Origin of the sequence: Mucilaginibacter sp. (genome assembly GCF_965277465.1) — a bacterium.
Lineage (GTDB): Bacteria > Bacteroidota > Bacteroidia > Sphingobacteriales > Sphingobacteriaceae > Mucilaginibacter.
In genome coordinates this window covers 716,522-730,792 of sequence record NZ_CBDICW010000001.1, presented here as the reverse complement: position 1 = coordinate 730,792, position 14,271 = coordinate 716,522, and the positions used below count along the sequence as shown (strand labels likewise).

10 protein-coding genes are annotated in these 14,271 nt (G+C 43.9%); 7 read left to right on the top strand and 3 right to left on the bottom strand.

Going from position 1 to position 14,271, the window contains the following annotated elements; genetic code table 11:
• Nucleotides 1–75 precede the first annotated feature (75 nt).
• Nucleotides 76–3,738, top strand: coding sequence for a CheR family methyltransferase (locus tag ACQY4U_RS03280; protein ID WP_428327944.1), 3,663 nt, complete (start codon nt 76–78; stop codon nt 3,736–3,738).
• A 112-nt stretch (nt 3,739–3,850) separates the two neighbouring features.
• Nucleotides 3,851–5,866, top strand: coding sequence for an ATP-binding protein (locus ACQY4U_RS03275; protein WP_428327943.1), 2,016 nt, complete (start codon nt 3,851–3,853; stop codon nt 5,864–5,866).
• Nucleotides 5,867–6,163: 297 nt separating this feature from the next.
• Here the strand turns inward: ACQY4U_RS03275 and ACQY4U_RS03270 are convergent, their stop codons facing one another.
• Complete coding sequence (locus tag ACQY4U_RS03270; protein WP_428329744.1) at nt 6,164–6,307, bottom strand: hypothetical protein; 144 nt, start codon at nt 6,305–6,307, stop codon at nt 6,164–6,166.
• Here ACQY4U_RS03270 and ACQY4U_RS03265 point away from each other — a divergent pair.
• Entirely contained in the window at nt 6,269–9,202 is a 2,934-nt protein-coding gene (locus ACQY4U_RS03265) for a thiopeptide-type bacteriocin biosynthesis protein (protein ID WP_428329719.1), read from the top strand. The genes ACQY4U_RS03270 and ACQY4U_RS03265 overlap by 39 nt on opposite strands.
• Here ACQY4U_RS03265 and ACQY4U_RS03260 read toward each other — a convergent pair.
• The gene (locus tag ACQY4U_RS03260; protein ID WP_428327942.1) at nt 9,199–9,927 is read right to left on the bottom strand and encodes a LytR/AlgR family response regulator transcription factor; all 729 of its coding nucleotides are present in this window, start codon (nt 9,925–9,927) and stop codon (nt 9,199–9,201) included. The two genes, ACQY4U_RS03265 and ACQY4U_RS03260, sit on opposite strands and share 4 nt — an antisense overlap.
• Nucleotides 9,924–10,979 (bottom strand): sensor histidine kinase, encoded by a 1,056-nt coding sequence (locus tag ACQY4U_RS03255; protein ID WP_428327941.1) that lies wholly within the window; start codon nt 10,977–10,979, stop codon nt 9,924–9,926. Before ACQY4U_RS03255 ends, ACQY4U_RS03260 begins: the two co-directional genes overlap by 4 nt.
• Before the next feature lie 125 nt (nt 10,980–11,104).
• Here ACQY4U_RS03255 and ACQY4U_RS03250 point away from each other — a divergent pair, with 125 nt between their 5' ends.
• The 4 genes from ACQY4U_RS03250 to ACQY4U_RS03235 all read left to right on the top strand — a co-directional run bounded on the left by ACQY4U_RS03250 (nt 11,105) and on the right by ACQY4U_RS03235 (nt 14,188).
• Entirely contained in the window at nt 11,105–11,278 is a 174-nt protein-coding gene (locus tag ACQY4U_RS03250; RefSeq protein WP_428327940.1) for a hypothetical protein, read from the top strand.
• Nucleotides 11,279–11,364: 86 nt separating this feature from the next.
• Nucleotides 11,365–12,525: a hypothetical protein gene (locus ACQY4U_RS03245; RefSeq protein ID WP_428327939.1), complete on the top strand. Its 1,161-nt coding sequence runs from the start codon at nt 11,365–11,367 to the stop codon at nt 12,523–12,525.
• Nucleotides 12,526–12,633: 108 nt separating this feature from the next.
• On the top strand, nt 12,634–13,467 hold the full coding sequence (locus tag ACQY4U_RS03240; RefSeq protein ID WP_428327938.1) for an RteC domain-containing protein: 834 nt from the start codon (nt 12,634–12,636) through the stop codon (nt 13,465–13,467).
• A 151-nt stretch (nt 13,468–13,618) separates the two neighbouring features.
• The gene (locus tag ACQY4U_RS03235; protein ID WP_428327937.1) at nt 13,619–14,188 is read left to right on the top strand and encodes a hypothetical protein; all 570 of its coding nucleotides are present in this window, start codon (nt 13,619–13,621) and stop codon (nt 14,186–14,188) included.
• The last annotated feature ends 83 nt before the right edge of the window (nt 14,189–14,271 follow it).

Here is a 14,271-nt window from a genome sequence, read left to right as displayed (position 1 = left end):
TTAAAACATTTTCCTTTATTTTTTATTCTAATTTTATAATTTCATTTTTTAATTATCCACACGACACTTCCATCAATGAGTAAAGAAAAAATATCCGGAAGTGATTCAAGTTCATCTATACAATTTCCTGTAGTAGGCATCGGGGCATCAGCGGGTGGCCTTGAGGCGGTAAAGCAATTTTTACAAGCTGTTCCAGAAAAATCGGCTATGGCCTATGTGTTTGTTCAACACATGAGCCCGACCCATGAAAGCCTGTTGCCGGAAATCCTTGAAAAGTTTTCTAAAATCCCTGTATTGCAAATCACTGACAACATACACCTGGAACAGGATCATTTTTATATTATCCCGTCCAATAAGATCGTCAGGGCAGTAGATGGTATATTGAAGCTGGAAGAATTGAACGGAAAGCGGCATAAAGTAAAAGTCATTGACCTATTCTTTTCCTCCCTGGCTGTCGTCCACCAAAGCTTTGCGGTCGGCGTAGTATTATCGGGAACATTAGACGACGGAACTCTTGGCTTGCAGGTAATAAAATCATATGGAGGTATCACCTTCGCACAGGATGAAGGGTCAGCCGCTTTTGATGGTATGCCTAAAAGTGCGATTAACACCGGTGCGGTGGACTTTATATTACCCCCGGCAAAGATCGCGGAACACCTGATCTCCATTAACTATCCTTTCCATGCGGACTATTCGAAAAAGGAAATGACAAGTACTTTACCCCAGCAAGACGAAGAAGTTTTCAGGTCTTTGCTTACAGTACTTCGCGTCCGAAGGGGCGTTGACTTTTCTTATTATAAACAAGCCACTTTAAAACGACGCATCGTTCGCCGGATGGCACTCAATAAAATGGAGAAGCCTGACGATTACCTGGCTTACCTTCGGGAAAACAAAACGGAACAGGACGAACTGTATAACGACATGCTGATCTCGGTAACGAATTTTTTCCGGGACACGGCAAGTTTTGAGCTGCTTTGCGGTACTGTTTTCCCTGCGCTGTTAAAGCATAAAACAGCCAACGAACCATTACGCATATGGGTCGCCGGTTGCGCTACCGGTGAGGAAGCTTATTCCATGGCAATTTGTTTGCAGGAACACCTGGGTGATAAGTCAGCGGCTATGACGATCCAGATATTCGCTACCGATATTTCCGAAACAGCAATCGCCAAAGCCAGGGCCGGGATTTATAGGGCGACCGATTTGAACGGACTTTCTGATTCCCGTTTACAGCAATTCTTTACCAAGCTCGACGGCAGCTACCAGATCAATAAGGTCATTCGCGATATGTGCGTATTTGCCAACCACAACTTGCTGAAAGACCCGCCATTTTCCAAGGTTGACTTAGTGAGTTGCCGGAATGTCATGATCTACCTGGAACCTATTTTACAAAAACGGGCGCTGAATACCTTTCATTATGCCCTGAATGACAACGGGTTCTTAATGCTGGGCAAATCAGAAAGCGTTGGTAATAACTCGGACCTGTTTAGTCCTTATAATAACCACGAAAAGATCTTTTCAAGAAAAGGGGAACGCGGGAGGTTCATGCCGGTCGCCTCTACGGGTTATGAAAGAAACTTTAAAGAAGTTGATAAAACCTTTCAAAATGAAAGCGGAAAACACGATGTATATAAAATAGCAGGAGAAATCATCTTAGCTAACTATGCGCCGGCAAGCGTATTGGTCAATGAAAGCTTTGATATTATGCAGTTTATTGGTAAAACTGAATCCTGGCTGACCCCTGGCGCTGGCAGGGCAAGCCTGAACTTACTCAAAATGGCCCGTGAAGGGTTAGCTTTTGAGTTACGGAATTTATTGCACCTGGCCAAAAAAAACAGGGCGGCCGCAAAAAAAGATGCGATACTGTTTAATTTTCAACAGGCCGATGAATATGTAAATATCGAAGTCGCCCCTTTATTAAATGGTCCTGAACCATATTACCTGGTGGTATTTATAAAGAGTCAGAATGCAACAGTGTTACCATCAAAGGTTAGCAATGGGAAAAATAAAAAAGGGGTAACAGACCCGCGAGATATTGAAATAGAGCAACTGAAAAAAGAATTGATGCAGGCGCGTGCAGATATGAGAACGGTGACAGAAGACCAGGAAGCCGTCAATGAGGAACTGCAAAGCGCCAATGAAGAATTACTCTCAGGTAGCGAGGAACTACAAAGTTTGAACGAAGAGCTGGAAACTTCAAAAGAGGAACTGCAAAGTACGAATGAAGAAATTACGATAGTTAACAGTGAACTGATAGACCGTAACGACCAGCTTAACCTTGCCCGTACCTATGCTGAAGGGATCATCAATACCATAAGGGATCCGCTGCTTATGCTGGACAAGGATTTAAGAGTCATACGTGCGACAAACGGTTATTACAATAAGTTTAAGGTAACTGAAAAAGAAACGGAACATCAATACATATATAACCTGGGCAACCAACAGTGGAATGACCCGCTCCTTCGTAATATGTTAGAAAGCATATTGCCCGAAAAGAAGATATTTATCGATTTTGAAGTAAGTCATACTTTCCCTAACATTGGCTATAAAGTGATGCTGTTAAATGCACAGCAATTGGATAAGATCAATGGTGAGCAGGTCATTTTATTAGCCATCGAAGATATTACCGATCAACGGAAAGTTGAGGAGGGGTTGGCAGAAGTCGAAACCTTATTCCGGGAAAGTAAGGAAAGGTTGAATCTGGCTGTTGATGCAGCGGAGATGGGGACCTGGGACTTTAATGTGTTGACTAAAGAATTGATATTGGATCAGCGTTCTAAGGCGTTACTCGGTCTTTCGCCGGTCGACCAGGTGGAATTTAACCAATATTTGGATCTGATCCAAACTGAGGATAGCAAATTGTTTGAAAAGGCTTTTGAACAAGCGATAGCAGGCGTAAATAATGGTGAATTTGAACAAGAATTTCGTACCATCGAAGACCAGTATAAAAAAATTAAATGGCTAAAGTCCAAGGGGAAGGTGTATTTTAACGACCAGGGAAAAGCTTTTCGGTTCGTCGGAACGTCGTTAGATATCACAACGCAAAAAACGTTGGATGAAGCGAATAAGGAATTGCTCAAGAAAAAGGATGAGTTTATGAGCATTGCCAGCCATGAACTCAAGACACCGATTACTACTTTGAAAGCCTCACTACAATTGTTAGACCGGATGAAGGATAACCCGGCTAAAATCTCGCCTATGTTGATTGAAAAGGCTAACAAAAGCATGGATAAAATTAACACACTGATAGATGATCTGTTGGATGTCAGTAAAATTAACCACGGACAACTTCAATTGAATAAAACGCGTTTTGCAATTAGTAAATTAGTTGAGGACTGCTGCGAGCAGATAGATAGCGCTGGTTTTTTTAAGATCTTGGTAACCGGTGACCGCGCTATTGAAGTTGATGCGGATTTAGAAAGGATCGACCAGGTTATCACAAATTTTGTAAATAATGCAGTAAAATATGCTCCTGAATCAAAAGAAATCGTAATACATATAGAAAAGATCGGCAATCTGGCAAAAGTATCTGTAATTGATAAAGGCTCCGGAGTTGCTCCTGAAAAAGTGAACCATTTATTTGAGCGTTATTACCAGGCGGATGGTAGTGGTAATAATTATTCAGGCTTAGGGCTGGGGTTATATATCAGTTCTGAGATCATTAAAAAACACGGAGGTGAAATAGGTGTTGATAGTGAAGTAGGCCTGGGCAGCACTTTTTGGTTTACCCTGCCTCTTTAATCAATGTACTTCGATATACTGGTGGCCACTGTGTTGTCAAACAGTTCAACTTGCTGAAGATTAATGTATATCTTTAAATTTCATAAACATAACGACTAATAGACAACCCGAAATGAATAGGCAAAAAATATCTGACTATAAATTCTTACAGGGTGGTGGTGAAATGGGTGAACTGATCCGGTCAATTGATTGGGCGGCTACGCCTATCGGTGCTGTAGAAACCTGGCCAACTGAATTGAAAATTGCCGCTGGTATTATGTTGTCCACTCCTTTTCCCATGTATATCGCCTGGGGCAAAGAATATATTCAGCTTTACAATGATGGCTACCGGCCAATACTTGGATCTACTAAACATCCACAGGCAATGGGTATCAGTACCAGGGAAACGTTTGCAGAAATCTGGCATATCATTGAGTCTATGTTTGACGGGGTTATGGAAGGCAACGCTGTTGGATTTCCAAACTTTATGCTTCCGCTTGATCGGAATGGTTATGTGGAAGAATGTTTTTTCGACTTTTCTTATAGTCCGATCAGTGATGAAGATGGAAATATTGGCGGTGTATTGGTCACGGTGATCGAGATAACGGAAAAGGTAAGTAGGTTAAAAGAATTACAGCAAACAAAGCAAGATTTAGAGGATGCAAAAGCGGAAACGGAAGGCCAGCGCGACCAGTTAAAAAGGTTCTTTATGGAAGCGCCTGCAGCCATTTGCGTTCTTAATGGCTTTGACCTGGTTTTTGAATTGATTAATCCATTATATCAACAATTTTTTCCTGAACGTCAACTATTGGGTAAACCCGTTTTGGAAGCCCTGCCAGAAATTAAGGGGCCGGTATGGGATATTTTACGGGGTGTTTATGATAACGATACAACATTTGAAGGCAACGAGTTACTTATTCCTATTGCCCGGTATGATGACGGCCCGATAGAAAACCGGTATTTTAATTTTATTTATCAGCCACGGCATAATGCGAGTGGAAAGGTAGACGGAATCTTAGTTTTTGCTTTTGAGGTTACAGAAATGGTAAACGCTAAGAAAGAACTGGAGAAAGAAAAAGATAAGTTTAAACTGGCCATCCTTGCTGCCGAACTCGGCACTTTTGATATGGATATGGAAAAGGTTACTATGGAATGGGACAAACGTTGCCGGACACTTTTCGGTATCGATCACCAGGATACGGTTACCTATGAAAAGGACTTTTTGGAGGGGTTACATCCGGACGATAAAGAACGGGTTAGTAAAGTTATTGACCGGGTATTTAATAAATCAGAAAGTAACGGTTTTTACGATGTTGAATATCGTACGGTTGGCGTCGAAGATCAAAAGATACGTTGGCTAAGGGCGAAAGGTCAAGCCTATTTCGATGAAATGGACAGACCTTACCGCTTTATAGGTTCTGTGTTGGAGATTACGGACAAAAAACAGGAAGAATTAAGAAAAAACGACTTTATAGCGATGGTAAGCCATGAACTCAAAACCCCGCTTACTTCTTTAAATGGCTACATACAAATGCTTCAGATTAAGGCGACAAAGAATGCGGACACTTTTGCAGCAGGGATACTTAATAAAGTAACACAACAGGTCAAAAAAATGACCGGTATGATCAATGGGTTCCTTAATGTTTCACAAATAGAGGCAGGAAGAATACCCTTGAATAAAAGTAAGTTTCTTTTAAATGATCTCGTCAAGGAAGTGATCGCGGCTTGCGCACTGATCGCGCCTGATCATGTAATAACCGATTGTCCATGCGGACCGTTGCCGGTATTTGCAGATTATGACCGGATAGAGCAGGTTATGCTTAACTTAATAAACAACGCTGTCAAATACTCCCCTAACGGGAAGCAGATTAAAATTGAATGCCAATTAATTGACGAAATGGTACAGATTAGCGTCAAGGATGAGGGCATGGGTATTGAGCCAGCAAACGTTGATAAACTATTTGATCGTTTCTTCCGGGTAGAAAGTAACCACACCAAGGCCATACCTGGTTTTGGTATAGGGCTGTATTTGTGTGCAGAAATTATACGGCTTCATGAAGGTAAAATATGGGTGGAGAGCGAAAGCGGCAAGGGATCAGTTTTTTATTTTAGTATTCCCAAACCTGGAGCTTTATCCGGTTCGTTATAATAATAATCCGGTTGCGCTATTACAAGTTAATCCTTTTAAATCTACATTGGCTGGCAATAAAATTTGAACCTTATTCCCGCCCCTTTTTCCGGGGCAGTTCGATAAGTAGTGTAATGGAGTTTCTTTCAAAAAGTTTCTTAATCTTATCTTTCGGAATTCCGTTTTGAGTATCGGTCACTAACGTTTGATTACTTTTGTTGTCCCAGGAGTTGGCTTTTAATTGGCATCATATTTAACACAGAGCCACAATTACATTAACGAATTGTGCCGATGAACGACTACCTTTTTGCCAAACACCTACTGTTGCGGATGCCTGCCAATAGCCGGGATGCCTATCACCAAGGCGGGCAGTACCATCTCAATGATCCTTATTTCCGTGCTGCGCTTTATCTCGCCAGTCCCTTGTTCTATAGCTGTTTGGAACAAAAAAACTTCGATCATGCGGCGCTATCCGATAAAGAACGGCTCACCTTACAGAAATATATTAACCGCTATTGTTTTCGCCCGATCCCTTTTGGATTATTCGCTGGGGTAACTCTTATCCGTTGGGGGGACAAGTCAGTGTTTGACCTAAATGCTATCCGACCAGAGGATGTCATGACCATTCCCGACCAGGGATTCGTGCTAAAATTGGCCGAGGATATGTTACAAGGTGAAATGAAAAGCGAATTGCTTTATGAACCTAACCCGACGATCTATCGTTTATTAGGAGAGCTTCGCTTTATTAGCACGGAAATCGATGAGCAGGACCAATCAAGAAAGTACTTGTTGCAGTCAACGGACTATTCTAAAATATTGAAAGACCTATCCCTGTTTTGCACCGTTCCCAAAAGCCGTGAAGAAATAGTGCAGGAAATCTGTAGGCTTGCCCTTTGCTCAGACCCTATAGGCGAAGACTATTTTGAGTTTTTGATACAGGAGCAAGTTTTTGTGCACCGTTTCAGGCCTAATATCAATGGGCCAAATTACCTAGAACAACTGCTGGCCAACATGCCTTTGTCACTTAGAGAAAACGGCAGGCCTGTTGCCTTGAAGCAGGTATTGGAAGAACTAAAGACAAAAAAGGAAAATAATGCCGCCTGGTTTAAGGAGATCAATAGCAAGCTAAACAGGCTCATGGAGCGGAAAGCGGACCAATTACACTCCAATCACCTGCAAGTTATCCTGCACTGGACAATTAATTCTGCCACGCTGGATAAAGATTACCAGGAAAAGATCAGGAACGGCCTGTTCGCATTGGATCAGCTTTGCCCGGAAGAAACCGTTCCTGATATGGCGCAATTCGTAAAGGCTTTTCAAAAGTCATTTGAAGGCCAAACGCTGGACCTGCTCTACGCGCTCGACCCAGAGGTCGGCATCGGCTATTCGATCCCAGGACCGGAAAAGGAGAACCAATTGCTGGAAACCCTGCACATCGCCGCTAAAAGAAAAAAGGGGCAATTGGGCAACTGGAGTCCGGCGCACAGCTACCTGTTAGAGCAGTGGCACAATAGTGCGGGAGAGCGGGTGAAAGTTATCCGGTTACACGAAAGCGGATTGAACGGACTTAAAAGCGGCAACGGATCATCAGCCTTGTCCGGACTTTCCGTATTGTTCCGGATCGTTAATAACGATCTTTACCTCGAAAGCGCGGGCGGTGTCAACGCCCCGGCATTAATGGGCAGGTTTACTATTGCCGACCCGGAGATCGCCGAAGCTGCCCGGCAAATGGCGGCGCAGCAGCAAGCCGACAATCCCGAACTGCTTTTCGCGGAGTTACTTCACCTGGCAGGGCCGCATACGGATAATGTGAACCGCCGGGAACCGGTATGGGCGCATGAGATCCCGGTCACGGCCGTTTCTACTTTGCCGGAAGACCGGCAACTGGCCTTAGCCGACCTGAAGATCAGGATCGAAAATAACAAGGTTATCCTTTATTCTGAAAAACACCGAAAAGTGGTGATCCCCAGGCTGACCTCCGCTTATAACCATAGCATCGACAAATTGCCGCTGTTCCGCTTCCTGGCAGATGTTTCCTACCAGTACAGTCGCTTCGCCCTGGACCTTAATCTCCGTGCCTTTTTCCCCGGTTTGACCTACTACCCTCGCGTAACCTATAAAAACACGATTTTACACCTCGCTACCTGGGTGATTCCCGAAATCCAGATCAGGTTATTGAACCAAAAAGAAACACCGGATATTTTAGCTAATTTTCGGAAGGTTGCCGGAAACCTGGACCTACCGCCTGTCTTTTCATTGGTTGAAGGTGACCAGCAATTGGTCTTCTACAGAGATACCGAAGCGGATATCATATTCTTGTCGGCCTGTATCAGGCAAAAAAATGAGGTTGTCCTCAAAGAGTACCTAACAGAAGAAAAGGACAATACCCTGATCAAAAATCAAAACGGGCGGGCAATGGCCAGCCAGTTCAATGCCTATTTATTGCCAGCTAAACCGATGGCAATTGTTCCGCCGGATTTTACAGTACCGTCGGCGGAGCGCCTACCCCGTAAATTCATGCCGGGTTCTGAATGGCTTTATTTGAAGATCTATACCTCCAGGATCGGGGTAAAGCGCCTGCTGTTAAAAATCCTTCCGCTCATCCGCCGCAGGTATGCGCATGGCCGGATCAAAAGATGGTTCTTTATCCGTTATGACGACAACGCCCCGCATATCCGTCTGCGGATGCAGATCGATCCGCAGGACACCGGCGTTATCTTGATGGCATTCAAGGATAAGCTGGAGGACAGTATTTCCCAGCATGTCATCCGGGAATACCAGGTCGATGTTTACAGCCGGGAATTGGAGCGGTACGAAGCCGGTGGCATGGCCGCTACGGAAGATCTCTTTTGGGCAAGCAGTGAACTATCCTTAAAGCTGTTTGGCCTTCAGGATAAGGGATTGCCGCTTTTAAGTTACCAAGTTGCTTTACGAACCGTCATGGATATGATCATTACCTTCCAGCCTGACCCGGTAGCGCAGTTGAACTTCGTGAAGATCAGCTACCGGCAGTTCCTTCCGGAATTTGAAGACAATAAACTGCAAGTGGAGATGGATAAAAAGTACCGGGAGTTGTCCGCCCAGTTAAGGCCTTTATTTAATGATGAACATTTTTACCGTTCATCCGGCCTCCTGAAACCCGGCAAGCAATTCAACAAGGCATTAAACGCTTTAGTTCTGTCGGTGGAAGGCCATCAAAATGATAAAGGCAATTTTATCCGGAGCCTCATCCATATGCACCTGAACCGGCTGTTTACAGACGAGGCCCGGAAACAGGAGATGATCGTTTATTACCTGCTGCACAAGTTCCTGAATGGTGAACAGGCCAGGGTCAAAAATACGGAACTGGTGGTTTAGCGCTCGGTTTTAATCAGGCGTTCATCCATAAAATCCAGGAATTTTTGTTTGTAATGGTCACCCATGACCAGGGACTCGCCATTTTCCAGCTTCAGTTGCGCGCGTTCGATCACCTTGACAAAATCAATGTTGACGATAAAAGAGCGGTGAATACGTGCGAATAAAGTTTTGGGGAGGTGCCGCTCAATTTCCCTCATGGTCACATATGTCATGTGCTTTTCATCGGTAGTATGGATCTGGATATAATTGACCGCGCCTTCAATGAACATCACTTCATCAAACCGGATCTTCACCATCCGCCCTTTGATCTCGCTTTTGATATTAAAGAAACCATGCTGGTCAGCGGTTTCTGGCTCGGAGCCTTTTTTGATCTTTCTTTTAGCCTTTTGGATACATTTAACAAACCGCTCGTAGTCGATGGGTTTTGTTAAAAAATCAAATGCTTCCTTGTCAAATGCCAGCAAGGCATATTCCGGAAAGGCGGTGGTAAAAACCACCGAGGTGTACAGGTTGACCATTCCGGCGAGTTCCATTCCGGACAGTTGCCGCATATCGACATCCAGGAATGTGATGTCAGGTGCGTTTTTACCAGTCAGCACATCAAGCGCTTCCAAAGGGTTCTGGCTGGAACCGATGAGTTCCAGGCCGGGTGTCCGTTCGATATATTCCTGTAACAAGGCAATCGCTTCGGCCTCGTCATCGACGATATAGCAGGTAAAGTTCATAGGTGTAAGATTAATGTAACTGAAAAAAAATCATCCTTATCCTCGATATTTAATGTGAATTTAGCCGGGTAAAAATTAACCAATCGTTTTTCAATATTTTTCAGACCCAGGCCGCCTTTAGGGTACGGGCTGCCCGTTCTTTTTTTGTTCTTAGTGATAAAAACAAGCATATTATCCTTTTGTTCCAGCCGGATAGATGCCGGATAAGCGGCTTCGGCCAGCTCACCGTGCTTGATCATATTTTCCACCAGCGTAATCAGGATCAGCGGTAGTACCCGGATCTCGGACAGTTTCCCCTTCTTCCGGAACTTGATGAACAGTTCTTCCTCTGAGCGGTGCTTACTTAACTCGATCAACTTCTCGATCTGTTCCACCTCCTGAGTTAATAACACGGTACGGTTGTCTTCACTGGAAACGAGGGAATAGCGCATGATATCCGACAATAGCATCACCCCTTTACCAGCACGGTCTGACAATCGGCGGACGGAGTTATAAATAAAGCTCAGGGAGTTAAATAAAAGATGCGGGCTGATCTGGTTTTGCAGGTAGGCATTTTCCGCAGAGATGTATTTATTTTCCAGCTCCAGTTTTTCCGCGATACTTTTAAGTTGTTCCCGTTCCATCACATGATTGCGCTCTTTGAACCTCACCATGTAGAGCATTGACCAATAGGCGATACTGAAACCAATAAAGAATATTTCCCGCCAGATATTGGTCAGCCACAGTTTTTCATTGGCAAGGTTAAGCACTAAACTGAGGTTTTGCGAACCGGAGAAAAAGCGATCTAATTCAAGTTTAATAAACAGGTAAACCACGATCTCGATAGCGATTAAACCACACGATATAAGGTAAGGTTGACGGGTCTTAAAAAAAGCGAAGTCAAGGATAACGTGCGCATTAAAATAAAACAGGCAAACATTTAAGAGATAAAAAACAATGTAATGGAACGCAGAGGTGCTTAGGCCCACCGTGATTTGGATGAGCGACATTTCATAGCCGATATAGATCAGCCAGACCAAAATGTGCCGGAAAACAACAACTCTTCTTTTCATTTCAATTAAATTCAGACGTCATTGAATTGTCATCTTCCATTATCTGCATATCACAATTACCGCTCCGCGTAATAAAGTTCCCGCGCTATTGACACCAAAATAGCTTTGGTCAAAACATCAAAGCCATGAAAAATTTAAGATCAAAAAAGCTCAACAAAAGGATCAGCACCGTTTGTGATTTTAATAGGGGAAACTCAAGAGGGTTACTTTTCGATACGAATATGCCAACGGAAACAGATCCGACAACAGCAACGGTAACCATAATTATCACTACTGCTAATACGCACGCAAAAGCCTAAATGTTAACGTAAAGTTAAATAATATTTAAAAATTACCTCAACCGATCATTAATAACGCACAATATGTTTCACTTATTTTTTGAGATTTGGTCAAGTCGGAATTATATCAACTGGAAAAACATATCGGGAATATCTTAAATGATAGGCCGGTAACCGGAAAAGAGCATCAGTTCGCAGCGCAGGTAAAGTCTGTCGTTACCCATTGCATCAGCCTGAAGGAAAAATGGGCACATGAATTATTCCATGCCGTCAAAGAGCCTGTTGCTGCCCGTTATGTGCAGTTTCACCAGGCGGGGGTTACGGCACTTTCCAACCAGTTAACTATTGAGTTGCCACCTGCTTACTTCCAGGGTATGGAAGGTAAGATCCATGAATTGTATCTCACTATCGTCAGCAACCTGGAGAGCCTGCTCCAATTCCTGCGGCAGGGTTTTTATAAATACTTCGACCATGATTACCCGGTTTCTTATAAGCAATGCCGGGAACGCGCTGAAAAGATAAACAGGCTGATAATCCGCCTAACCGCCGCTTTACAGGAATCCGGTATTGACGAAGCGCTGATCAGCTCCATTAAATTGTCTTTTGACCACAAGCTTGCGGATGCAAATGAGTCGGGGATAAGTTACCGGCAACTGGACTATTGCGACGCCATCACAGTAATGATTCCCCGGCTTTTAAACGAGCAATCCAACATCGGTACCATCACTTTGGCGCGTGAACTATACCATCATAACTTTAACAGTTATGAGTTCAGCCAATGGTACCAGGAATATTTCAGTTCCCGGATCAATAAGATGGTTCAAAATAAAAAAGAAACAGCCATCCGCGATGAGATCGATGCCTTCCGATCCATTTTTATAAAACAGGAGTTGGTCTTTGAGGCTGAACTTCCCGCGATCAGCGAGCAATTGATTCCCTGGCTCCAGCAATTACTACCGGGGCAGCCAGGAACTGATCTGAAAGCCTCATTAAAAATAAACGGTCATGAACGGATGCCGCTTAAATTCTCCGTAGCGCAATTTGCTTTCTTCGTCCGGCTATGCTACCTCGAAGGATGTTTCCCTGTGAATAATATCTCTGATATACTAAGGTTTTTTACCCGGAATTTTGAAACCAAGAAGCAACTGCACATCTCGTTCAAAAGTTTTGCCCGCGCTTTCTACGGGGCTGACCAGGCCACGGCTGCGGTCGTACGGGATTTTTTGCAACGAATGATCAATTATATCAATAAAACTTACTTCCCCTGAATTTAACCATCAACAGGATAGCTATGGAGAACTAATACGCAATGGCTTTGTTAACGACACCGGTTTCGGTTAACCAGTGGCAGGGCCTATTATCTAAAGGCTAAAACTATGATAACTAAATTCAGTGACCGGCTGTATGCAGACCTTAATAGGGACCTGAACGCCCTGATGCTTGAAGAAGACCAAGTGATCAAAAGGCTGGAAAAATCCATCCATGTATGTTTAAAATACCTGCGCAAGCTTAAAGACTACTGTAAACTCAACGATCCCGGCACCCCGGCAGAGGAGATCGTGTTCTTTAAACATATCAAACCCAAATTCAAATCGCAGCTGATATTTTACCAATCCCTGCTGAATATGGAGATCCGGAAACCAATCGGCGACGGAAAGGTCGTAGCTGATTATTTTGCCAATGAGATCAAGATCCTTTACCATTTTTTTGAAAGTAACCTTTCCTTTTACCAGTATGTACGCACAGAGGCAACCTACCTGGATGAATATTATTTTGTACGCGGTAATTATGATGTTCATCTGGACCCCGACCAGTGCGTTATCGACTTCGACCCTACGTTCACCACTACCCATGACCATAAGCTGGCGCAGGTATTGGCCAGCGAACTCATGCAGGAACACCTGGAGCAGGCGATTCAGAAGATCAGTCAAAAAGATGCCATCATGCAGATCGATTCCGAGTTCCGTGACTTTGACTGGAAGCAAACCAAGTGCGCCCTGATCGAACTGATCTATTGCTGGCACGCAACCGAGGCTTTTGGCAAAAAGAACCTGAAGAGCATTGTTAAGTTCATCGAAAAATCCTTTAACATCTCCTTAGGCAATTTCTACGATACCTACGACTGGCTTTGTGGCAGATCCAGCCCGACAGTTTATATCGACGAAATGAAGGAAGCTTTCCTGCTCCGGATACAGAAAAAGCTAAGATAAAAACTAATTAAGGAGCGCATAAAAACGCTCCTTAATTATAAAAATGAAAATAGTTGCGCTCCGAGTCGGATAAACTCGGAGCATTTCGGGCAGGGCTTTCCGGAATTTTGTCCTGTCGTAGCAATGGGGCTGCGGCCAAAACTTACAGCTTATGCTTCACCAAATCTCCTGGTTTACCTACGCGGTCAGCATCCTCTCTTTAGTCATTATTTATTACGCTTATGTCGGGCTAACCTTTTACCGGGCCGAACTCAGGACAGCTTTTTACAAATTAACGGGCAGGCAGCCCACGCTTGAAACCTTTGGTAAGGGCGATCTCCAAATACCGGACTATGATATTATGGGCAAGGCACAGCCGGGCGATGTGGAATTTGTCCGCGCCGATGAATTGTCCTTTGGACCGGCCGATTTAACGGATGAGCAGGAATCGGAACAATCCACGAAAGCAATTATCCCGGCAGGATCTGACAGCCTTTTGATCGGGGATTTTTCTGAAATGGTTTCCGAGGCCAAAACGTTGATCCGGGTCATTAACGAATCCAGCGAGAGCAAGGAAAATTTCGAGATGCTGTTCCGCCTGATCATACAGAAATACCCGGCATTGACAGGAACCGCCTACCAGCAACAGATCAATGATTTCCTGCTCTCAGAAGGTGTTCCGCAATTTCCCTTTTCCCTAACACTAACCGACCTCGAAAACTATTGGACAAACGAAAATTAAAACGATACAGCTATGAAAACGAACCTTTTAAAACACGGCAGATACCGCCTGAGCGCGGCACTCAAAGCGATAGCCTCCTTCCT